The organism is Gilliamella sp. wkB195 (assembly GCF_001690445.1).
GTDB classification, from domain to species: Bacteria; Pseudomonadota; Gammaproteobacteria; order Enterobacterales; family Orbaceae; genus Gilliamella; species Gilliamella apicola_E.
Map to the genome: position 1 here is coordinate 117,372 of NZ_LZGP01000025.1, position 21,805 is coordinate 139,176.

A 21,805-nucleotide genomic window follows, 5' to 3' on the forward strand; every position below is an offset into this window, starting at 1 on the left:
TTATTTTTTGACAATAGCAGAATTATGAAAAGGTTAAAAGCAAACAAATAAACTAGATTGATAAAATGTGATAACTATCACAATTAAAAAAGTTGAGGAACGGGGTTTTTAAGGAAATCACGTCGCCATAAAGGCGACTAATTAATGATCTTCTTTGGCGTGATTTAAGCTATATCTTGGAATTTCGACTTCAAGGTCTTCGTCGGTCACTCGAGCTTGACAACTTAAACGGCTATGAGGCTCAACGCCCCAAGCTTTATCGAGCATGTCATCTTCTTGTTCATCACTCTCTTCAAGTGAATCAAATCCTTTTCGAACTATACAGTGGCAAGTTGAACAAGCACAAGACATCTCACAAGCATGTTCAATTTCAATGTCATTGCGCAAAGCAACTTCTAAAATAGATTCGCCTTCTTCTGCCTCAACAGTTTTTCCTTCAGGACAAAGATCAGCATTTGGTAAAAAGGTAATTTTTGGCATAATAATCTCATTGGTTAAATATCATCAACGCTATGCCCGGTTAAGGCATGGCGTATTGATCTATTCATGCGTTTTGCTGCAAAAGTTTGCGTTGCATTATCAACATGTTTAATTTCTTGCTCAATCAAATAATAATCATCAGATCCAGTCGCTTGCTGTAATTGATTTTTAGCCTGTAATATGAGGTTAAGTTCCTCTTCATCTAATAAATCGGCATCTTTATCTAAAGCACTTTGCAATGTTTCAAGAACTCGTGCTGCTTCCACTTTCTGCTCTGCAAGCATTCTTATTTGTTTATCTTGATTTGCATAATTGATTGAATCTTGAATCATGGTCGCAATTTCATTTTCTGTCAGTCCATAAGATGGTTTAACTTGAATTGCAGCCTCAACTCCTGTCGATTTTTCCATTGCAGTGACACTTAATAGGCCATCAGCGTCAACTTGAAAGGTAACTCGAATATGAGCTCCACCTGCTGGCATAGGAGGAATGCCCCTTAAAGTAAATTTTGCTAATGATCGACAATCATTAACACTTTCTCGTTCACCTTGTAAAACATGAATCATCATAGCCGTTTGGCCATCTTTAAATGTGGTAAATTCTTGTGCTCTCGCACACGGTATTGTGCTATTACGAGGGATGATTTTTTCTACTAAATCGCCCATCGTTTCAATACCTAATGATAAAGGAATCACGTCAAGCAATAACATATCCGAATCAGGCTTATTGCCAACCAGTATATCCGCCTGTATTGCTGCACCAATGGCAACAACTTTATCTGGATCTATTGAAGTTAAAGGTTCGGTTTCAAAATATTGACCAACCAATTGTCTTACTAATGGCACTCGTGTTGAACCACCGACCATCACAACTTCACTAACTTCTTCAACATTAATTTGAGCATCTTTTAATGCTCGACGACAAACCGCCAACGTTCGTTTGACTAAAGGTTCAATTAGCGTTTCAAATTGCTCACGCGTTATAGTTAAAGATTGACCTTCTATGTTGACTAAAACAGAATCTTTCTGGCTTAGTGCAATTTTGACTTTAACCGCTTCATCAATAATTTTTTGGTTGATATGGGGATCAGTGTTATTTTCTAGACCGACTTGTCTTTTTAAATAATCGGCAAGTAATCGGTCAAAATCATCACCGCCAAGCGCAGAATCGCCCCCCGTTGCTAAAACTTCAAATACCCCTTTATGTAAGCGCAAGATAGAAATATCAAACGTACCACCCCCTAAATCATAAACAGCAATCACCCCTTCTTTGCCTGAATCTAAACCATAAGCAATCGCAGCAGCGGTTGGTTCATTCAATAATCTTAAAACATGCAGTCCAGCTAATTTAGCTGCATCTTTAGTTGCTTGTCTTTGCGCATCATCAAAATAAGCCGGTACGGTTATTACCGCCCCATCAATTTCACTTGCTAAACTCTGCTTAGCACGTTCAGCTAAAGCAATCAAAATTTCAGATGAAACTTGTACGGGATTAACTTGTTGATTAGGTAAATTTAATAAAGGAACACCATTATCAGTTTGGGAAAACGTATAAGGAAAACGCGAAATATCAATATCAGATAAACTTCTTCCCATTAAACGTTTTATAGAACTAACAGTATTTAATGGATCACTTGCCGCATTAGTTTTAGCATTTTTTCCGACAGTTATAATAGTATTATCATCATGATCAACACCATAATGCACAACTGAAGGCAATAAGGCATCGCCTTCTAAATCAGGCAATACTTCGGATTGTCCGCTACGAACTGTTGCGACTAAGGAATTAGTTGTTCCAAGATCGATACCAATTGCTACACGACGCTGGTGAGGTTCTGGTGTTTGCCCTGGTTCACTAATCTGTAATAATACCATTTGATCTATCTCTAATTGATGTGTGACTTAATCTTAAATTATAAAGCAAATTGCTTTTCTTGTAACTTTTCGATTTGTTCAATCAACCTAGCCAGATAACGGATTTTATAGATTTGATTAAGTGCGGTTTGCCAATCTTGTTTCGAAATATAATCCAATAATTGCTGATAGACTTGTTTTTTTCGTTCTGAAATTTCCGAATAAAAATTATCTAAAAGATCAAGATTATTTTGGCTTTCAATATCATCCAATTTTTCTCGCAAACTGAATTGTTCCATTAAAAAATCAGCATCGTGAATAATATTCTGTTCTGTAGCGACATCAAATCCCTGCAAAGATAACAAATATTCAGCCGCTTTTATCGGATTTTTTAATGTTTGATAGCCATCATTAATCATTGCCGACTTCTGAATAATTGCCACTTTTTCATTATCAGCTACCTGAGCGAAATTATCAGGATGATATTGCCGTTGTAACTGTTGATAATTGACCGTTAACTGACCATTATCAATTGGCAATTTAATCGGTAATTGAAATAATTCAAAATAATTAGTCAAAATTCATGTCCCAACTAAACATTAAAGCTTTCGCCACAACCGCATTCATTCTTAGAATTAGGATTATTGAATTTAAAGCCTTCGTTTAGGCCTTCTTTGACAAAATCAAGCTCTGTTCCATCAATATAAACTAAGCTCTTTTTATCAACGATAACTTTGATATCTTTATCTTCAAATACACTATCATCGTCATTAATAGCATCAGCAAATTCTAGGACATAAGCCATACCTGAGCAACCAGAGGTTCTCACGCCTAATCTGAGTCCAACCCCTTTACCTCTATTAGCTAAGAAAGCTTGAACTCGATTGGCTGCACTATTAGTTAATGTGATTGCCATCAACGTTGTCCTTTTTTGGATTTATAATCATCAATTGCCGCTTTAATTGCGTCTTCGGCTAAAATTGAACAGTGAATTTTAACCGGTGGCAAGGCAAGTTCTTTAGCGATATCTGTGTTTTTAATCGCTTCAGCTTCATCTAACGATTTACCTTTGATCCATTCAGTCACTAATGAACTTGAAGCAATGGCGCTACCACAACCATAAGTTTTGAATTTAGCATCTTCAATAATACCATCATCATTAACTTTGATTTGTAATCGCATTACATCGCCACACGCTGGGGCGCCAACCATTCCACTACCAACATTAGGATCATTTTGATCGAAAGAGCCAACATTGCGGGGATTTTCATAATGATCGACGACTTTATCACTGTATGCCATAATTTGCTCCTAATTTTAATGGGCTGACCATTTAATTTTTGTTAGATCAACACCATCTTTAAACATTTCCCAAAGTGGAGAAAGATCCCTTAATTTACCGATAGAATCTTTAATTAACTTAATAACATAATCCACTTCTTCTTCGGTACTAAATCGCCCAAGTGAGAATCGAATTGAGCTATGTGCAAGTTCATCGTTAAGTCCTAATGCTCGCAATACATAAGATGGTTCTAAACTTGCAGATGTACATGCAGAACCTGATGATACTGCTAAGTCTTTTAAAGCCATCATAAGTGATTCACCTTCAATATAAGCAAAGCTTACATTTAAGATATTAGGAACACTATGTTCTAATGAACCATTAAGGTAGACTTCTTCGATATCTTTTAAACCATTCCATAAACGGTTTTTTAATGCCAAAAGGCGGGGCATTTCTGTAGCCATTTCTTCTTTGGCTATGCGATAAGCTTCGCCCATACCAACAATTTGATGAACTGGTAATGTACCAGAGCGCATACCGCGTTCATGACCTCCACCATGCATTTGAGCTTCAATGCGCACACGAGGTTTACGTCTAACATAAAGTCCACCAATCCCTTTTGGTCCATAGATTTTATGTCCAGAAAATGACATAAGATCGACTTTTAATTTAGACAGATCAATTGGCAACTTACCAACACTTTGGGTTGCATCAACATGAAATACAATACCTCTTTCACGACACATCTCACCAATTTTTTCGATATCTTGAATAACGCCAGTTTCATTATTAACGTGCATAATAGATACCACTGTTGTATCACTACGCATTGCCGCAGCTAATTTATCAATGTTAAGTATACCATCTGATTCTGGCGCTAAATAAGTAACTTCATAACCTTCTCGTTCTAATTGACGACAAGTATCAAGTACGGCTTTATGTTCAGTTTTACAGGTAATAATGTGTTTACCTTTAGCTTGATTGAAATGTGCTGCACCTTTAATGGCTAAGTTATCTGCTTCTGTCGCTCCTGATGTAAAAACAATTTCTCGTGAATCTGCACCAATTAAATCAGCAATTTGGTTACGCGCTATGTCAACAGCTTCTTCTGCTTGCCAACCAAATTTATGAGAACGTGAAGCGGGATTTCCAAAAACACCATCCGGTGTTAAATACTGCATCATTTTTTCAGCTACTCTTGGATCAACAGGCGTAGTGGCTGCATAATCCATATAAATAGGTAATTTCATTAATTACTCCCAATTACAAATTCTGTATTCTATTTCTTTAATTAATTCTGGCGTGATGGAGATGACTTTGTCGATTTGCGACAGCTCTTACTTCCTGATTATTCACTAGTTCGCTTAACGTGATGCTGGTCAAAAAATCGTTTATTCGTTCACTTAAATCATTCCATAAACTATGAGTAAGGCATCTTACACCTTTTTGACATCCAGTATGCCCATGGCATTTGGTTGCATGAACAGTTTCGTCTACTGCTTTAACAATCGAACTAATCGCAATTTGATCCATACTACGGCCAAGTACATAACCTCCGCCAGGACCTCTTACACTTGAGACTAGACCATTTTTACGCAACCTAGAAAAAAGTTGTTCTAAATAAGATAGTGAAATTTCCTGACGTTCTGAAATATCAGCAAGTGATACAGGGCCGGAACCAGAATGCAGCGCTACATCTAACATAGCTGTAACCGCATAACGTCCTTTTGATGTCAATTTCATTAATCATTCCTCTATATTTAATAATAAATATTTTATATATCCTTTAATTTTAGTCAAGTATTTAGTTGACTATTTTAGTGGGAATTAAGTTATCAGTTCATCATCGACGAAATATAACCAAATATGCTAATCTAATAGGCTGATTTGATACTGGAGTTAAGGAATGAATTTAGTAATACGTTGGTGTTTAATATCAAGCACTTTATTGGCAAACAGTCTATTTGTAGAAGCATCACAACATGAGTTGCGCCAAAATTATCAAAGATGGCAAAACACCTATCAATCATTAAACTATGATGAGCAACAAGCATTACTAAAACAATTAAATAATTACTCACTTTATCCTTATGCGGCTGTGCAGTTTTTTCAAAAAAATATCAAAACGGTACCACCACAACTCGTCAGTAGTTTTGTAAAAAAATATGATGACTTTCCATTAACTTCATCATTAACGCAAGCTTATTTGAATGAACTATCAAATCGCAAAGATTGGAATGCCATAGTCTCTTTTCCTAAAGACAATTCAATTAGCTCTAATTGTCGATATAAATATGCAAAATTACAAAAAAATAATGACAAATCGGTTTTAGATAGTGTCGAATCGCTATGGTTAACGGGGAAAGAATTACCTTCAGCGTGTGATCCATTGTTGGATGCATGGTCAAAAAGTGGAAAACGTACATCAAATCTTATTTTATCTCGTATTGAGCTTGCATTTGAAAGCAATAATTTAAAACTCGCTCGTCATTTAACCAACTTATTAGATGACAATAATCAAACAAATTATTTATTGGCCGTGCTTGATAATCCAAGAAAACTTGACGAATTTTCCAAAAACATTAAAACCAGCACATTTACCAAAAAAATAGTCTTAGCATCTTACCCTCGTTTAGTCAAAGCCGACAAAAATCTTGCGGCAGCATTGTTACCACAACTGATAAAAAAACAGAATCTAACTGATGAGGAACAAAATAGATTACAAAGTAGCTTAGCAAATAGCTATTTTAGTGATTCAGTAACAACAGAACAGAGCAAATGGCGAGATAATTACCTAACTAAAAGCCATGATACTGCATTAGTTGAAAAACGTATTCGCATGGCTATTGATGCAAATAACTACAAAGATATTGCTCATTGGATAAAACAATTAAAGCCAGAAGACCAATTAAAAGAAGAATGGCAATACTGGCAAGCCAGAGTATTACTTAAAAATAAGAAAACCAATGAAGCCAAAAATATTTTAAAAACATTGAGCAACAACCGAGGTTTTTATGGAATGATCAGTGCTCAAGCACTTAATCAACCATATATAATCAATAATTTATCTAAAAAACTGCCAACAACAGAAGTAAATTCTTTGAAAGCCAAATATGATCAAAAACCATTTGCCATTCGAATCAAAGAGCTAAGGTTTTTAGGTATGCTAGCGGAATCAAAACAAGAATGGCGTTATATACTTAAAGCAAAAGAAAATGAATATCTCGATTTAGCTCAATATGCTTACCACAAGGGCTGGGGAGATCTTAGTATTCAAGCAACAATATCTGGAAAATTATGGGATAATTGGACAGAACGATTACCTATCATGTACAAAAAGCTATATAATGAAGCTTTAAAAGATAAAGCTATTCCGCTATCTTACGCTTTAGCCATCACGCGTCAAGAAAGTGCTTTTGATGCAGCAATACAGTCTCCTGTCGGAGCAAGTGGCTTAATGCAATTAATGCCAGCAACAGCAAAAGAAACGGCCAAAAAAGTCACCAACATTAGCTATAATTCACCAAACCAATTATTTGAGCCTATGACTAATGTACAATTAGGCACTTATTTTCTAAACAGCGTTTATTTACAAAATGATAATAACCGTATTTTATCTTCAGCAGCCTATAATGCAGGTCCAAGCCGAGTAAAAAAATGGTTGAATAATAGCAACGGAAAACTTGATGCAGTCGAATTTATTGAAAGTATTCCTTTCAATGAAACACGAAATTATGTCAAAAGTGTATTAGTATATGATTATATTTATCAGCACATTTTAGGGGAACAAACCCCACATATACTGACAAAAAAAGAATTTAATAGACAATACTAATGGTGCATTACATGAAAACTAAAGAATGGAACCAAACGGTTGAAATATTACACCAAGCATTTAATAACGGTTATTCATTAGATATTTTAAAACTACTGATGACATCTGATGAACGTGATGCTTTAATTACACGAGTCAAAATTGTACGCTCATTACTTGATGGATCAATTAATCAGCGCCAGCTTAAAGATCAACTGAAAATCGGTATTGCAACAGTCACCAGAGGTTCAAACAGTTTAAAAGAAGCAACACCTGAATTTAAAGCATGGCTAGAAAAGATTTTATTGAACTCTAATGACTAAAAACTATCGTCAATATTCATGACGATAGCATGTTATAACGATAGGTTTGATTGAATATTGACTTCTTCATCCGCCACAACAGGGACACAATAATCACATTCCATGCTAAGGATATCTTCAAAACATTTTACAGAATCATCATGGTGATTATGATGGATTTCAATTAAACAGCTTGAACTACGCAATCGCACTTTTAAGGCTGGCATCGCCGCTAAATGGACTTGAGAAATAAAATCACTAAAATTTTCTGGTGGACCAATATATTTAAAACAAAGATATAAACCACCTTCACTAACAAAAGGCTCAATATGCTCCAAATTGTTATTGTGATCTAAAGCAATGGTATATAAAAGTTCTTGCTCATTAGCATTATCTTTACTTTTTAAAATACGACTAAAAGCAAAGATTTTGTCGGGTAAACATTCACTCTTGTTCTCATAATGAGACAGATAATTATGAAAAAACTGCGATCTTAATTTATTTTCTTCATCTAAAATTTGGCTCAAATTACAGTTATTCTTATATGAAATTCCCCAAAATGTTTGCTTTGGCATATTAACGAATTTAGGTTCAGGTAAAGAGAGTCGATTTTTATTTAATTCAATAGCCGGGGTTAAGCCAGTTGGATCCCAAAATTCACCTCGTCGATAGCTGGCTGGTGTTTCATTAAATTGTTTTTTAAAAGATCGGGTAAAAGTTTGTTGTGAATCAAAACGATATTGCATAGCAATATCTAAAATAGGTTTGCTTGTCATTCGCAAAGATAATGCCGCATAAGTTAATCTGCGGTGACGAATATAAGTACCGAGCACTTGACCGGTTACCTCTTTAAACATCCGTTGTAAATGCCACTTTGAATAACCTGATTTTTGGGCAACATTATCAATAGATAAGGGCTGCTCCAAATTTTTTTCAATCCAAACGATAAGATCTGAAATAATACTAACTTGATTCATAAAACCCCATCATAAAGTGAATTGGCAGACATCATGCGATTATGACTTAATCCCAGCAATAAGCAAGATTTAAATCGAAAAATTTTTAACAATAAGAATGGCTTCCCGCTTGATGTTCAGTAATATCTTTAACGCCTGCTAATTCAGGGAATTCCGCAAGCAATTGCTTTTCAATACCCTCTTTTAAAGTAAAATCAACCATTGAACAACCATTACAACCACCACCAAATTGCAATATAGCATAATTATCTTCAGTCAATTCCACTAAGCTAACATGGCCACCATGACTAGCTAATTGAGGATTAACCTGAGCTTGAATAACATAATTAACGCGTTCAATTAATGGGGCATCATCCGCAACCTTTTTCATTTTTGAATTTGGCGCTTTTAAAGTTAACTGTGAACCTAATTCATCTGTCACATAATCAATCACGGTTTCTTCTAAAAAAGGTGCACTAATTTCATCGATATAAACAGAAAAACCTGCTTGTTGTTCTTCTTCGATATCACCATCTTCAACAGTATCTGCCGGACAATAGGAAACCCCACATTCAGCAGATGGCGTGCCAGGATTAATAACAAAAACCCGAATTTGAGTACCATCAGGCTGATTAGCAAGCAATTTTTTAAAATGTTGTTGAGCTGATTCAGAAATGGTAATAATAGACATAATCCCTCACTTTGACACGATTGACATTGATAATCCTCAACATCATCGATAATAGTTGACTTACTCTCTTGGTTATTATAGGGGGTGTTTTGGATTTTACAAGACGGTCCGACACAAACAAACTACCTGCACATAAGCGGCACCACTCTCTTTTAATTGCTGGCTAATAACATTTATCGTATTACCGGTAGTAACAATATCATCAATAAGCATTACCGATTGATTGGTTAAATCAGAGTGACATCGAAAAAGTGTTTCTACATTACTCATTCTTTGCTTAAGCGATAGGTTCTTCTGATCGCGAGCTGCAAATTTTCGCGACAATAGGTGAGGCTTAAATTCTCGATTTAACCATCTAGCTATTGGCTTAGCCAATAATGCCGCTTGATTAAAACCTCTAGACCAATAACGAAAATGGTGTAAAGGGACACAAGTCACAATGTCAGGTTTAGCAAGGCCATCACTTAATCGACGTTGATACCAGGCTAAAAACATTAGCCTAGCTAATGCGTTGGTTAATTCGATTTTATTATGAAATTTTAAATGTTGAATTAATTTTTTTAATGGATCGATATAGCCTGTTACAGCCACCATTTCATCCCAATAAGGTCTTTTCTCTCGGCATCGGTAACATTCATTTGTTGATAATGAGTGAGGAAGGCAACATTGATGGCAAACTTTATTTAGCTTCGGTAAGTTTTCTATACATTGGCTGCAAATTCCATGGTGAGATAGCACCAAAGGCATATTACATAAAATACATCGCATCATCATTCAGAAAAAAGTTGAGGAACGGGGTTTTTGAGCTAATTAATGGTTTAAAAATAGTCATAAAGAAGAATATAAATTTAATAATATTCTGGATTATAGTGAATATAAGTCATTTTTTACTGGTTTAGAAAAATATTGCGATTTATCACACAAAATTTTAATTGATTTTGCATATTTATGATTTCAATTAAACCAATATTCGGTATAATTTTCCGGCAACATAATAATAAGGATTCATAAAATGAAAAAAATCAAAGTGTTACTTATAGGAATATTATTAACCCTCTTTTCAACCATTACTTTGGCTGATACTAAAGTATTAATTCAAACCAGCATGGGCGATATTGAAGTTGAGTTAGATAGCGAACATGCTCCAATCACTACGAAAAACTTTCTTGATTATGCTAATAGTGGTTATTACGAAAATCTAACATTCCATCGTGTCATTCCTGGATTTATGATTCAAGGTGGTGGTGCTGATGATCAATTAAAATTTAAAGAAACTAAACAACCCATCAAAAATGAAGCTAATAATGGCTTAAAAAATGATCGTGGAACTATCGCAATGGCAAGAACCAATGCAGTAGATAGCGCAACTAGCCAATTCTTCATTAATGTTGTGAATAACGATTTCCTCAACTACAAAGGACCAGAAAAATATGGCTATGCTGTTTTTGGAAAAGTCACCAAAGGAATGGATATTGTTGATAAAATTGTGAATGTACCAACTAAACGTATGGGACCACATCAAAATGTGCCTGTTGAGCCAGTTTATATTAAAAAAGTTACAGTTGTTGAAGATAAACAATAAGTTTATTTAAAACCAATAAATATTTCATGCAAACCATCTTAATGATTTAAGGTGGTTTTTCTCAAATCATCAAATAATAGTATTATTTTTCTAATTCGTCACAAGCCTTTTGAAAATCTTGATCACAAGACTGCTTGAAATACTCTTTAGCTAACGATCTATTTTGCTCCACTCCGTTACCATTATAGTACATGATAGCGACATTGTACTGTGAAAAAGGATTACCTTGTGCTGCCGCTTTTTCAAACCAGAAAAATGCCTTTTGTTTATCCGCTTCGGTTCCTTCACCATTAAAATACATAGCTGCTAAATTGTTTTGAGCATTTAAGTAACCTTGTTCTGCAGCTTTAGTGTACCAAAAAAGAGTTTTTTGTTTATCCTGCTCAATTCCATCGCCTTGATAATACATCTGCGCTAAATTGAATTGGGCTTCAAGGTGACCTAGTTCTGCCGCTTTAGTATACCAATAAGCTGCTTTTTGTTTATCTTGCCCAACGCCTTTACCCTCATCATATACAAGTGCTAAATTGAATTGAGCATTAGGGTTATTTTGTTCTGCTTCTTGATGACATTGAGCGAAAAACTTTTCAAAATTTATTTTATGAAAATTTAGTTCACACTGGCTAGCGTGAGCGGCGGGAAAAAATAATAATATAATCCATAATATTTTTTTCATGGCTTTCCTTATTTCACTATAATAAACAATAGCTTAATTAGAAATTTAGTACCTATAAAATTATTGATAAATATTATAAACAATTCTTAAATTCACCTTTAATTATCAAGATTAAAGATAATCAAACGCTTTTCAATTAATTGAAATAAATGCTTTTGTATAAAACTATCTTCATATTGAAGATAGTTTTTCTAATTTATTTAATTATTTCTACAAAGTATTATCACAAGCAATTTGTAGCCCCAATGAACAAGCTTGTTTTAGATACTTTTTGGCTAAAGCTTTATCTTTTTCAACACCTTCGCCCTCATAGTACATAACAGCTAAATTATTCATTGATTCAGCTTTGCCCTGATCTGCTGCTTTTTTATACCAAAATGCTGCCTTTTTTTTGTCTTGAGCTATACCATCACCTTCATCATACATAATAGCTAAATTATGCTGAGCATCGGCATCACCTTGTTCTGCCGATTTTGTATACCACAATACAGCTTTTTCTTTATCTTGCTCTACACCCTCGCCATCATCATACAGAACTGCTAAATTAAATTGCGCATCAGAGTCACCTTGTTCAGCACTTTTAGAGTACCAATTAAAAGCTTTTTGTTTATCTTCTTCAGTACCTTCGCCTTTATCATACATAACCCCTAAATAAAACTGTGCAACAGAATCACCATCCGGCGCTTCTTTTGTACATGCCTCAAAAGCTTTTTCAAAATTTTCTTTTTCAAATTCTGTTTTACAATCACTTGCATAGACAGAAACTGAAAATAAAAGGGGTATCAGTGTTAATAACTTTTTCATACTATTCCTCATTCCTTATATATTTATAAATAACTTAGCGATTCAATTTTATTACAGTTTACTTCAATTTGCTTAATAAATTAGCAAGCGTTCTTACGCCAATACCTGTTGCACCTGTTGCCCATAATGCGGTTGCGCTTTTACGAAAGGTTGCTGAACAGTCAATGTGGAGCCAATTTTTTTTATAATTTTTAATAAAATAGGATAAAAATGCCGCTGCCGTACTTGCACCAGCGGTGTTCGGTAATCCAGAATTTGCCATATCTGCAAACGAAGATGGGAATTGGGCTCGATGAAAATCAGCTAATGGTAATCGCCAAAAGGCTTCATGTTCAGCTTGACTACTTGCTAATAACTGATTAGCAAATTTGTCATCAAATGAAAGTAATGATTGATAATCATTACCTACAGCAATCTTTGCTGCCCCAGTAAGGGTTGCACAATCAATGATATAATTGGGGTTATCATTATCAGCACTAATTAATCCATCAGCCAAAACCAAACGCCCTTCGGCATCGGTATTATCAACTTCCACTGTTTTACCATTACGATAACGAATGATATCGCCAAGTTTGAAAGCGTTACCACTTACCAAATTATCTGCACAGCATAAATAAAGTTTGATACGGTGTTTAACTCCACGTGCAATCGCAAGGGCTAGAGCCCCTGTCACCAATGCAGCTCCCCCCATATCCGATCGCATTGATTCCATAAAACTGCTTGGTTTTAAGCTATATCCACCTGAATCAAAAGTAATTCCTTTGCCAACTAAGCAAGCAATGATTGGTGCTTTAGGATTTTTAGTAGGATTATAATCAAGCTCAAGCAAGGCAGCCGGTCGTTGAGACCCTTTGCCAACTGTGTAGATCCCCATATAATCTTGCTCTTTTAATGCTTCACCTGAAATAATGTTATAAGCTACATCAGAGGAATAATGGCTAATTAAGTTTGCACTTTGCGTTGCCAGTTCGAAAGGGCTTAATGTTTCCGCTTGTTGATTAACAATGTCTCGACACCAATCAATAATGGCTAAGCGATTTTTTAGTTCTTGTTTATCTTTATTACTTAGCTTTGGCCAACTGATTTTATTATTATTCTTGGCATTACGATAACCCATCCAAAAATGCCAACATGACTCTAAATCCCAATTGTCACCACTCAATTTAACCGATCTAATACCTTGATTATCTAGTTTTCGTGCAGCTCGTTGAATAGCACCATGCCGATGCTCAGGTCGATAATGAATAGTAACAGCATCTTCTGAAAAACTGAGTAATGCATCTTTACCCCACTTTGATGGAGCAGGTTTTTCCGAAAGTAATATAGATAACATCGACATAATAAATTCCTCAAGCAATAATAATGCGAAAACAATGAATCAATTCTAATCAGAAACATGCTAATATAGCAAGCAAAGTTAAGCATAAATAAGGACCTATAATGACATCAGTTGTACCGATCAAAAATGGAATCAATTTTCGTGACTTAGGTGGAATTAAGACTAGTGATGGTCGCAAAATTCGAACTGGAATGTTGTATCGTTCAGGTGAGTTTTCACGCCTAAGTGATGATGAAAAAGATTTTTTATCTGATGAGCTTAATTTACATTATGTCTTAGATTATCGCGATCAACATGAAATCGATCGTCATCCAGATAATCTTTGGAACAATAGCCAATATATTAATATCCCAGCCAATCCATTAAGTGATGAATTTACGGCAAGCTTAACGAGTGAACAAGGTAAGGATATTTTTGTGTTAAAAAAATACTCACCGTTTGATTTTATGGTTAAGCTTTATCAATTGTTACCTTTTAATAATCTTGCGTATAAAAAGTTAACATCACTATTACTTAATGCTAACGGAAGACCTTTAGTCCAACACTGTGCTGTAGGTAAAGATAGAACTGGTATCGGTGTCGCTTTAACCTTATTTGCATTAGGTGTGAGTGAAGAAATTGTTATGAAAGATTATTTGCTTACCGAACGCTATTTAAACGACTATCGTGAAGCCGTACTTAGCGAAAATAAAAGTAAATTATCGCCAGAAGAACTTGAAAAACATAAGATCATCTTTGCGGCTAAAAAAGAGTTTTTAACCGCAGCTATTGATGAAATAAAAAAACGTTATGACACTATCGATAATTGGTTAGCAAAAGAATATCAATTGGACGATAAAAACAGAAAAATTCTTCAAGATATTTATCTGATTTAAATTAGCTTAATGTTTGGACAGCCACCTTACGTTTATCAAAAAGCTGTCAGTAACTAATTGCTAATGCATTAAGATTGTAAGACAAAATTTGTGATAGGTTTATCATGATTTACAGCAAGATGAACTGGTGCCTGTTGTTGATAATGATAATAAAAATGCTGACCAAACGGCGCGCTAATTAATTGGTTTTCAATATCTACTTTTACCAATTTCATTTGCCAAACCCCTTTGGCATATAATTTAAGCGCCGATTCTTTTAATGTCCAAAGTTGCCAAAAGGCGTTTAAAGTATTACTTTGCGCTAACATCCACTGATATTCATCATTAGCAAAAAAACTTTTGGCAACATTCAGATAATTTTGACGTTGTCGAGAAACTTCAATATCGAGCCCAACTTTACCATTAAGCGAAATTGCAACGGCTACCCAATCTTGGCTATGGCTGATATTAAAATCAGGAAGATGACTATCTAAAAAGCCTGGGCGATTATTGTCGGCAATTATCATCCTCGGCAAAGTATCAATATGGCAATATTGTTTAAGCAAACTCGCTAATATTGAACGGCAAGCTAAAAACTGTTTTTTACGTGTTCCATTTAACGATTCCGCATCATTAATAACTTGTGGTGATAACAGAGAATAATTTAATTCCACCGAATCTAAATGGGCAAGTTTGACAATTACCATGTGTGTAAGCCAGTTTAAACAAAAATTATTTTTTACTATTTTAACAGCATGCTATGCTAACTGTTATCGAAATTTATCAGATCACTAAGGATGCATCATGTCATTACAAACAAAATTAGTTCATGCTGGTCGAAAAAAACGCTATACCCAAGGTGCAGTCAATTCCGTTATTCAGCGAGCTTCATCGCTAGTTTTTGATTCAATCAAAGCAAAAAAAGAAGCAATGGAAAATCGTACTAAAGGGGCTCTATTTTACGGTCGTCGTGGCACTTTAACTCATTTTGCTTTGCAAGATGCCATGGTAGAAATAGAGGGAGGAGCAGGCTGTTACCTATATCCTTGTGGAGCAGCAGCAATTGCAAATGCCATTTTAGCTTTTGTAAAAGCAGGAGATCATATTCTGATATCAGAAGCCAGTTACGAACCAACCCAAGAATTTTGCGAGCATATACTTAAAGATTTTGGAGTGGAAACCGATTATTTCCCGCCACTCATTGGTCGATATATTACTAAATATATAAAACCGAATACTAAAGTGGTATTTCTTGAATCACCAAGCTCAATTACCATGGAACTGCATGATGTGCCTGCAATTGTTAAAGCAATCCGCAGCGTAAATCCAGAAATTGTGATTATGATGGATAATACATGGGGAGCAGGTGTTTTATTTAAAGCGTTAGAGCATGATGTTGATATCTCAATTCAAGCCGGTACAAAGTATTTAATTGGTCACTCAGATGCCATGCTAGGAACGGCTGTTGCCAATCAACGCTGTTGGGATAAATTACGTGAACGTTCCTATTTAATGGGGCAAATGTGTGATGCAGATACCGCTTATATGGCAGCACGAGGATTGCGAACTTTAGCCGTTAGATTAAAACAACATCATGAAAGCAGTATAAAAGTGGCAAATTGGTTAGCTAATCACCCCAAAGTGGCAACCGTTAATCATCCAGCACTTGAAAGTTGTAAAGGACATGAGTTTTTTAAACGTGATTTTAGTGGCGCTAGTGGTCTATTTTCATTTGTACTTAACGATCATTTAAGCGAAGTGCAATTATCTGATTTCTTAGATAATATGACTCACTTCTCAATGGCATATTCATGGGGTGGATTCGAATCACTAATATTGGCCAACCAACCCGAAGATCTGGCAAAAATACGACCAATATCCGGCATTGATTTCACTGGTACGTTAATCCGATTACATATCGGTCTTGAAGATCCTGATGATTTAATTGCCGATTTGGCTGCTGGTTTGGATAGAATCAAACTACATAAAAACAAGGTTAATGCATTACAAAGTTTAGTATAAATGGATAGCAGATGGGTCATCAAACAAAGAGCGACAATGTGATTGAACAAACTATTTTACAACATCTAAACGGTCGGCAATCGCTACTAGTCGCTTTTAGTGGTGGGGTCGATTCAACCGTTTTAATGCAAGCATTAGTCAATTTAAAGCGACAGTTGCAAAATTTACAACTCAGAGCAATTTATATCCATCATGGTTTGAGTCAAAATGCCGATAATTGGGCTGAACATTGCAAACAACAATGCCTAGTTTGGCAAGTCCCTTTGATTATTGAAAAAGTCAAACTTGATAAAACGGCAGGCAATATTGAAGAACAAGCTAGAGAAGCCCGTTATCAAGCCATTTATCAACATTTAAAAAATAATGAGTTTTTATGTACTGCTCAGCATCTTGATGATCAGAGTGAAACTTTTTTTCTAGCCTTAAAACGTGGCAGTGGTCCAGCTGGATTATCAAGTATGCCACTTGAAAATGGTCAACACCTTCGACCATTACTCACAATTTCACGTCAAGAAATTGAGCAATATGCCAATCAACACCAATTAAGTTGGATAGAGGACGAAAGTAATCAAGATGACCATTATGATCGCAACTTTTTACGTTTAAATGTTCTACCAACACTTAATCATCGTTGGCCTCATTTTTCACAAATGGTTGCTCGTAGTGCAGAATTATGCCAACAGCAAGAAGCATTAATACATGAAATTTTATTTCCAGAATTTAAAAATATTATTGGTGATAAGAAGCAACTTAGCCTTCAACCATTATATGATTATTCAGAATATAAACGTAATGCAATGTTGCGAATGTGGTTCAAAGAGCAACATATTGGAATGCCAAGCCAAAAGCAACTTTCACTAATTTGGCATACGGTTATTCAAGCTAAACAAGATGCTAATCCGCGATTTATTTTGCATAATTGGCAAATTCGCCGATATCAAAATCAGCTGTATTTGTTACCTTTGTATCAAGATATTGAGCAACAAATTTTACCTTGGGATTTAACCGCTTCACTAACCTTGCCGGATAATTTAGGTATATTACAACTCAATAACCAAACCGATTTAACTTGTCGTTTACCACAAAATGATGAAACCGTATCAGTCCGATTTCATGCTCAAGGAGAATTTCAAATTGTTCAACGCAAGGGATCGCGATCGATAAAAAAATTGTGGCAAGAGCATCATATTCCACCTTGGATGCGCACGCGTATTCCCTTAATTTATTATAATGAACAACTCATTACCGCAGTTGGGGTATTTGTTACTGAGCAAGGTAAAGGATCACAAGTTGGGTTTAACCTTATAAATAAAAAATAAGGAGACAATCCGTCTCCTCAATTTATAAAATATCAAATTATTCAGAACGAGCTTTCCATCGCTTCAACAACAACGTATTTGTCACCACACTCACACTGCTCAGTGCCATTGCTGCACCGGCTATCATTGGATTTAAAAAGCCTAAAGCAGCGAGAGGTATGCCAATTAAATTATAGAAAAACGCCCAAAATAGGTTTTGTTTAATTTTATTATAAGTTCTTCGAGAAATATCGATAGCATCGGCAATTAAAAATAGATTGCCACGCATTAAAGTAATACTGGCCGTATGCATTGCCACATCAGTTCCCGTCCCCATTGCAATACCAATATCAGCGGCAGCTAAAGCCGGTGCGTCATTGATACCATCACCAACCATGGCAACTTTATTATTGTTTTGATTATTGTTTTGGCTATCTTTTTGTAATTGATAAATATAGTTCGCTTTATCTTGAGGCAAAACTTCAGCAATAACTTTATCTAAATTTAATTGCTGTCCTACATAATTAGCAGCTTGTTGATTGTCACCGGTTAACATAACCGTATTTACCTTTAATTGACGTAATGCATCAATAGCACTTTTCGCTTCAGGCTTAATAACATCAGAAAAACCGAATATGGCTAATATCACAATACTATTTTCTGATTGCTGTTTGGCTAAAAATGAAATTGTGTAACCTTTTTGCGTAAGCTCATTAACTTTATCCTGCATATCTACAAAATAGGCATTTAACGTTTTCATCCAACGCAGACTGCCTAAATAATATTCATGGCTATCAATCGTTGCCATCACTCCTGAACCCGCGATTGATGTAATATTTTGTGCATAACTGTAGGATTTAGCCTTAGCTAATATTGCTTTAGCTAGTGGGTGTTCACTACCTGCTTGCATAGATGCTGCAACAGAAAGAATTTGATCGGCTGTTTCCATGCCCAGCACATCTAGTTCAACTAACTCTGGTTTACCGATTGTTAATGTGCCAGTTTTATCAAATGCTACAGTATTAATATTGTGTAAGGTCTCAAGTGCTTCGGCATCTTTAATCAAAATACCATGACGAGCAGCAACCCCCGTACCAACCATTATAGCTGTTGGCGTTGCTAACCCTAGCGCGCATGGGCAAGCAATCACTAACACCGCAACCGCATGAAGTAAAGCTTGCTGCCAATCATGAGAAATAAAGCCCCAAGCAAGCAGTGTAATTAAAGCAATCAATAAAATGACGGGTACAAAAATAGCACTAATCCGATCCACAATACGCTGAATTGGTGCTTTTTTCGCTTGGGCTGACTCAACCATAGCAATAATCTTAGACAACATAGAATCAGCTTGAATAGCGGTTGTTTTTACAATTAATAGTCCTTCACCATTTATAGTTCCACCGGTTACGGTACTATTGAGTGTTTTAGTAACCGGAAAACTTTCCCCAGTCAACATAGACTCATCACAACTTGATGCGCCTTCAAGAACAATACCATCAACGGGTATTCGCTCACCGGGTTTAATAACCACCACATCATTAACCTTAACCTGACTTATTGGCAAACTCACCTCTTGCTCCCCTTGTCGAACTAATGCCACTTCAGGGCGAAGCGCAGAAAGTGCCTCAATCGCTTGGGTCGTTTGATGTTTGGCCCTTGACTCTAACCATTTACCAATCAAGATCAAGGTAATAATAACCACTGATGACTCAAAATAGAGGTGATCGGCATGACCAATAATAAGCTGATAAAGAGAAAGCCCATAAGCAGCGCTGGTACCAATTGCAACAAGTAAATCCATATTCCCAGACAATGCTTTAGCTGCATTAAAACCACTACGATAAAATTTAGCGCCAAGTCCAAATTGTACAATCGAAGCAATCACTAATTGCAGCCAAGCGGGCATCATCCAATGAATTCCAAATAATTCAAATAACATCGGCAAAACAAAAGGAAGTGCTAATATAACCGAAATAATAATCGGCCAAACTGATGCTTGCTTACTCACGTCTTTAGCGTGAATTTCCGGCTCGGAAATCTTCACTGCATGGTAACCAGCTTTATCAACTGCTGCCATTAAAGTTTCTAATTTAACATCAGCATTAGCCTTAACGGTGGCCTTTTCAGTTGCAAGGTTTACACTAACATCAATCACACCATCAATCTTTCTTAATGCTTTTTCTACACGGCTAACACATGATGCGCAGCTCATCTCTTCAACAAAAAAATTATATTCGATAGTTTTCATTTGAGGCATTCCTTGATTTTAGGTATGGTAGATATTGTAGTATTAATTATCTTTTTAACAAGAATGCACCTTTTTGATATATACTACCCAAAAAGATACTGTAAAGATAACCAAGTGAAAAATAATTCGATTATCAACCCCCATTGTGAAAAACAAGACCAGACAATTACCTATTGCCCAGTTGATGTCACAATTAATATGATTGGTGGTAAATATAAATCGCTAATACTATGGAAATTGATGTCCAAAAGCGCCATGAGATTTTCTGAGTTACACAAAGAAATTCCAACGGCCACAGCTAAAATGCTAACCCAACAACTACGCGAACTTGAATCAAATGGCTTAATTCATCGACAGGTTTTTCCGGTGGTACCACCTAAAGTTGAATATTCTTTAACTAATTTTGGCAAAAGTATAAAACCAGTACTTGAATCAATGTATTTATGGGGCAGTGACTATCTAAATAATCAAGGCTTACAAGTTAATTGTTCAATGACCGCATTAGATCAATAAATTACTGTTCGTGGTTAATGACAAGTATAATAACAAGATACAGGGACAATACATCCCTGCATTTAGAGAAAGAAATTAAAATTAATTACGTAATTTTTCTGACCAATCGTTTTGAGTCGTCACCAGCAAATCTCTAACAATTTTCGGGTTTCCTGCGACAATATTACCAGAAACCATATAATTGTTACCGCCAGCAAAGTCGGTAACCACACCACCAGCTTCACGTAAAATCAGTTCACCTGCAGCGATATCCCAAGGTTTTAAACCAATTTCAAAAAAGCCATCTAAACGCCCTGATGCAACATAAGCGAGATCTAACGCAGCTGAGCCAGTACGGCGGAAATCACCACATTTAGTAAATAACTTTTGTAAAACCGCAAAATAACTATCACTATGTTGTTTCGCTTTAAAAGGGAAAGCTGTTGCAAGCACACTACCTTCTAAATCTTTAGCATTACTTACACGAATACGATAACCATTAAGTTGAGCACCTTTACCACGTGCAGCAGTAAACAACTCATTACTCATTGGATTATAAACGACCGCCACTTCGGTTTTACCTTTGACACGAGCAGCTATAGACACAGCGAAATGTGGAATATTTTTAATAAAATTTGTAGTACCATCAATTGGGTCAATTATCCATTGCGTATCAGCATCACTACCTTTAGCAAGGCCACTTTCTTCGGCAATAATAGTATGATCAGGGTAGGCTTTTTTGATTGTTTCGATAATCAAAGCTTCAGCGGCACGATCTGCATTAGTCGCAAAATCATTAGCACCTTTAGTATCAATTTCGATTGAACTAGGATTTTCATAGGCCTTAATGGCAACATTACCTGCTTTACGAGCAGCACGAATAGCAATATTAAGCATCGGATGCATAATTTTCTTCCAATTGATGATGTTAAAGAACGGGTTAATTTAGCAAACTTAAAAAGTCATACTAAAATTTAGGGCATAGTATAAAGGTTTTATCGATTTATTGCCAGATTATGTTGGGATCTAGATTTGAAATCGCAAAAGTAAAAATTTGGGCAATAAATAAGCTGGTGCGTAATAAAAAAACAAAATTTAATAATAAAAGTTAT

General features: G+C 35.6%; 23 protein-coding genes. 7 read left to right on the forward strand and 16 right to left on the reverse strand.

Features of this window, described 5'->3' with window-relative positions; translation table 11 throughout:
• Positions 1–141: 141 nt before the first annotated feature.
• Genes fdx through iscR form a run of 7 tightly spaced genes read right to left on the reverse strand, consistent with a single transcriptional unit; the run spans position 142 to position 5,358 of the window.
• Positions 142–480: an ISC system 2Fe-2S type ferredoxin gene (gene fdx, locus A9G08_RS06755; protein ID WP_065562946.1), complete on the reverse strand. Its 339-nt coding sequence runs from the start codon at positions 478–480 to the stop codon at positions 142–144.
• Between the two features lie 14 nt (positions 481–494).
• Entirely contained in the window at positions 495–2,354 is a 1,860-nt protein-coding gene (gene hscA, locus A9G08_RS06760; protein WP_065562947.1) for a Fe-S protein assembly chaperone HscA, read from the reverse strand.
• A 38-nt stretch (positions 2,355–2,392) separates the two neighbouring features.
• Positions 2,393–2,911, reverse strand: coding sequence for a Fe-S protein assembly co-chaperone HscB (gene hscB, locus A9G08_RS06765; RefSeq protein WP_065562948.1), 519 nt, complete (start codon positions 2,909–2,911; stop codon positions 2,393–2,395).
• Between the two features lie 14 nt (positions 2,912–2,925).
• Entirely contained in the window at positions 2,926–3,249 is a 324-nt protein-coding gene (iscA, locus tag A9G08_RS06770) for an iron-sulfur cluster assembly protein IscA (protein ID WP_065562949.1), read from the reverse strand.
• Positions 3,249–3,635, reverse strand: coding sequence for a Fe-S cluster assembly scaffold IscU (gene iscU / locus A9G08_RS06775; protein ID WP_065562950.1), 387 nt, complete (start codon positions 3,633–3,635; stop codon positions 3,249–3,251). The genes iscA and iscU overlap by 1 nt, the downstream gene beginning before the upstream one ends.
• Before the next feature lie 15 nt (positions 3,636–3,650).
• On the reverse strand, positions 3,651–4,865 hold the full coding sequence (locus A9G08_RS06780; protein WP_065562951.1) for an IscS subfamily cysteine desulfurase: 1,215 nt from the start codon (positions 4,863–4,865) through the stop codon (positions 3,651–3,653).
• Between the two features lie 37 nt (positions 4,866–4,902).
• On the reverse strand, positions 4,903–5,358 hold the full coding sequence (gene iscR, locus A9G08_RS06785) for a Fe-S cluster assembly transcriptional regulator IscR (RefSeq protein WP_065562952.1): 456 nt from the start codon (positions 5,356–5,358) through the stop codon (positions 4,903–4,905).
• A 163-nt stretch (positions 5,359–5,521) separates the two neighbouring features.
• On the opposite strand from iscR, the gene sltY reads away from it, so the two are divergent.
• Both sltY and trpR read left to right on the forward strand, forming a co-directional pair.
• A complete protein-coding gene (gene sltY, locus A9G08_RS06790) occupies positions 5,522–7,450 on the forward strand; it encodes a murein transglycosylase (RefSeq protein WP_065562953.1) in 1,929 nt (642 codons plus the stop codon).
• Positions 7,451–7,461: 11 nt separating this feature from the next.
• A complete protein-coding gene (gene trpR, locus A9G08_RS06795; protein WP_218058433.1) occupies positions 7,462–7,752 on the forward strand; it encodes a trp operon repressor in 291 nt (96 codons plus the stop codon).
• Between the two features lie 32 nt (positions 7,753–7,784).
• Here the strand turns inward: trpR and robA are convergent, their stop codons facing one another.
• From robA to A9G08_RS06810, 3 genes are all read right to left on the reverse strand, one after another.
• The gene (gene robA / locus A9G08_RS06800) at positions 7,785–8,708 is read right to left on the reverse strand and encodes an MDR efflux pump AcrAB transcriptional activator RobA (protein WP_065562955.1); all 924 of its coding nucleotides are present in this window, start codon (positions 8,706–8,708) and stop codon (positions 7,785–7,787) included.
• A gap of 85 nt (positions 8,709–8,793) precedes the next feature.
• Positions 8,794–9,372: a Fe-S biogenesis protein NfuA gene (gene nfuA, locus A9G08_RS06805; RefSeq protein WP_065562971.1), complete on the reverse strand. Its 579-nt coding sequence runs from the start codon at positions 9,370–9,372 to the stop codon at positions 8,794–8,796.
• A 102-nt stretch (positions 9,373–9,474) separates the two neighbouring features.
• On the reverse strand, positions 9,475–10,146 hold the full coding sequence (locus tag A9G08_RS06810) for a phosphoribosyltransferase family protein (RefSeq protein WP_176701525.1): 672 nt from the start codon (positions 10,144–10,146) through the stop codon (positions 9,475–9,477).
• Between the two features lie 244 nt (positions 10,147–10,390).
• Here A9G08_RS06810 and A9G08_RS06815 point away from each other — a divergent pair, with 244 nt between their 5' ends.
• Positions 10,391–10,960 (forward strand): peptidylprolyl isomerase, encoded by a 570-nt coding sequence (locus A9G08_RS06815; RefSeq protein WP_065562957.1) that lies wholly within the window; start codon positions 10,391–10,393, stop codon positions 10,958–10,960.
• 82 nt (positions 10,961–11,042) lie between these two features.
• Here the strand turns inward: A9G08_RS06815 and A9G08_RS06820 are convergent, their stop codons facing one another.
• From A9G08_RS06820 to pepB, 3 genes are all read right to left on the reverse strand, one after another.
• Positions 11,043–11,636 (reverse strand): tetratricopeptide repeat protein, encoded by a 594-nt coding sequence (locus A9G08_RS06820; RefSeq protein ID WP_065562958.1) that lies wholly within the window; start codon positions 11,634–11,636, stop codon positions 11,043–11,045.
• Between the two features lie 210 nt (positions 11,637–11,846).
• On the reverse strand, positions 11,847–12,440 hold the full coding sequence (locus A9G08_RS06825; protein ID WP_065562959.1) for a tetratricopeptide repeat protein: 594 nt from the start codon (positions 12,438–12,440) through the stop codon (positions 11,847–11,849).
• Positions 12,441–12,498: 58 nt separating this feature from the next.
• The gene (pepB, locus tag A9G08_RS06830) at positions 12,499–13,779 is read right to left on the reverse strand and encodes an aminopeptidase PepB (protein ID WP_065562960.1); all 1,281 of its coding nucleotides are present in this window, start codon (positions 13,777–13,779) and stop codon (positions 12,499–12,501) included.
• Between the two features lie 101 nt (positions 13,780–13,880).
• On the opposite strand from pepB, the gene A9G08_RS06835 reads away from it, so the two are divergent.
• Positions 13,881–14,654 (forward strand): tyrosine-protein phosphatase, encoded by a 774-nt coding sequence (locus tag A9G08_RS06835; protein ID WP_065562961.1) that lies wholly within the window; start codon positions 13,881–13,883, stop codon positions 14,652–14,654.
• 68 nt (positions 14,655–14,722) lie between these two features.
• Here A9G08_RS06835 and A9G08_RS06840 read toward each other — a convergent pair whose 3' ends face one another.
• Positions 14,723–15,340, reverse strand: coding sequence for a 4'-phosphopantetheinyl transferase family protein (locus tag A9G08_RS06840; protein ID WP_065562962.1), 618 nt, complete (start codon positions 15,338–15,340; stop codon positions 14,723–14,725).
• A gap of 97 nt (positions 15,341–15,437) precedes the next feature.
• On the opposite strand from A9G08_RS06840, the gene metC reads away from it, so the two are divergent.
• Complete coding sequence (gene metC / locus A9G08_RS06845; RefSeq protein WP_065562963.1) at positions 15,438–16,655, forward strand: cystathionine beta-lyase; 1,218 nt, start codon at positions 15,438–15,440, stop codon at positions 16,653–16,655.
• A gap of 11 nt (positions 16,656–16,666) precedes the next feature.
• Positions 16,667–17,974, forward strand: a complete 1,308-nt coding sequence (tilS, locus tag A9G08_RS06850) for a tRNA lysidine(34) synthetase TilS (protein ID WP_065562964.1) — start codon at positions 16,667–16,669, stop codon at positions 17,972–17,974.
• A 37-nt stretch (positions 17,975–18,011) separates the two neighbouring features.
• On the opposite strand, the gene A9G08_RS06855 is transcribed toward tilS, so the two are convergent.
• A complete protein-coding gene (locus A9G08_RS06855) occupies positions 18,012–20,201 on the reverse strand; it encodes a heavy metal translocating P-type ATPase (protein ID WP_141673946.1) in 2,190 nt (729 codons plus the stop codon).
• A gap of 198 nt (positions 20,202–20,399) precedes the next feature.
• On the opposite strand from A9G08_RS06855, the gene A9G08_RS06860 reads away from it, so the two are divergent.
• The gene (locus A9G08_RS06860) at positions 20,400–20,714 is read left to right on the forward strand and encodes a winged helix-turn-helix transcriptional regulator (RefSeq protein ID WP_416379940.1); all 315 of its coding nucleotides are present in this window, start codon (positions 20,400–20,402) and stop codon (positions 20,712–20,714) included.
• Between the two features lie 81 nt (positions 20,715–20,795).
• Here the strand turns inward: A9G08_RS06860 and suhB are convergent, their stop codons facing one another.
• Entirely contained in the window at positions 20,796–21,599 is an 804-nt protein-coding gene (gene suhB / locus A9G08_RS06865) for an inositol-1-monophosphatase (protein ID WP_065562966.1), read from the reverse strand.
• Positions 21,600–21,805 lie beyond the last annotated feature (206 nt).

What these genes read in the sequence shown, in the direction of transcription:
- fdx (WP_065562946.1), bottom strand. Translation starts at nt 480, where the DNA reads ATGCCAAAAATTACCTTTTTACCAAATGCTGATCTTTGTCCTGAAGGA.
- hscA (WP_065562947.1), bottom strand. Translation starts at nt 2,354, where the DNA reads ATGGTATTATTACAGATTAGTGAACCAGGGCAAACACCAGAACCTCAC.
- iscA (WP_065562949.1), bottom strand. Translation starts at nt 3,249, where the DNA reads ATGGCAATCACATTAACTAATAGTGCAGCCAATCGAGTTCAAGCTTTC.
- iscU (WP_065562950.1), bottom strand. Translation starts at nt 3,635, where the DNA reads ATGGCATACAGTGATAAAGTCGTCGATCATTATGAAAATCCCCGCAAT.
- A9G08_RS06780 (WP_065562951.1), bottom strand. Translation starts at nt 4,865, where the DNA reads ATGAAATTACCTATTTATATGGATTATGCAGCCACTACGCCTGTTGAT.
- iscR (WP_065562952.1), bottom strand. Translation starts at nt 5,358, where the DNA reads ATGAAATTGACATCAAAAGGACGTTATGCGGTTACAGCTATGTTAGAT.
- sltY (WP_065562953.1), top strand. Translation starts at nt 5,522, where the DNA reads ATGAATTTAGTAATACGTTGGTGTTTAATATCAAGCACTTTATTGGCA.
- trpR (WP_218058433.1), top strand. Translation starts at nt 7,462, where the DNA reads ATGAAAACTAAAGAATGGAACCAAACGGTTGAAATATTACACCAAGCA.
- robA (WP_065562955.1), bottom strand. Translation starts at nt 8,708, where the DNA reads ATGAATCAAGTTAGTATTATTTCAGATCTTATCGTTTGGATTGAAAAA.
- A9G08_RS06810 (WP_176701525.1), bottom strand. Translation starts at nt 10,146, where the DNA reads ATGCGATGTATTTTATGTAATATGCCTTTGGTGCTATCTCACCATGGA.
- A9G08_RS06815 (WP_065562957.1), top strand. Translation starts at nt 10,391, where the DNA reads ATGAAAAAAATCAAAGTGTTACTTATAGGAATATTATTAACCCTCTTT.
- A9G08_RS06820 (WP_065562958.1), bottom strand. Translation starts at nt 11,636, where the DNA reads ATGAAAAAAATATTATGGATTATATTATTATTTTTTCCCGCCGCTCAC.
- A9G08_RS06825 (WP_065562959.1), bottom strand. Translation starts at nt 12,440, where the DNA reads ATGAAAAAGTTATTAACACTGATACCCCTTTTATTTTCAGTTTCTGTC.
- pepB (WP_065562960.1), bottom strand. Translation starts at nt 13,779, where the DNA reads ATGTCGATGTTATCTATATTACTTTCGGAAAAACCTGCTCCATCAAAG.
- A9G08_RS06835 (WP_065562961.1), top strand. Translation starts at nt 13,881, where the DNA reads ATGACATCAGTTGTACCGATCAAAAATGGAATCAATTTTCGTGACTTA.
- A9G08_RS06840 (WP_065562962.1), bottom strand. Translation starts at nt 15,340, where the DNA reads ATGGTAATTGTCAAACTTGCCCATTTAGATTCGGTGGAATTAAATTAT.
- metC (WP_065562963.1), top strand. Translation starts at nt 15,438, where the DNA reads ATGTCATTACAAACAAAATTAGTTCATGCTGGTCGAAAAAAACGCTAT.
- tilS (WP_065562964.1), top strand. Translation starts at nt 16,667, where the DNA reads ATGGGTCATCAAACAAAGAGCGACAATGTGATTGAACAAACTATTTTA.
- A9G08_RS06855 (WP_141673946.1), bottom strand. Translation starts at nt 20,201, where the DNA reads ATGAAAACTATCGAATATAATTTTTTTGTTGAAGAGATGAGCTGCGCA.
- A9G08_RS06860 (WP_416379940.1), top strand. Translation starts at nt 20,400, where the DNA reads ATGATTGGTGGTAAATATAAATCGCTAATACTATGGAAATTGATGTCC.
- suhB (WP_065562966.1), bottom strand. Translation starts at nt 21,599, where the DNA reads ATGCATCCGATGCTTAATATTGCTATTCGTGCTGCTCGTAAAGCAGGT.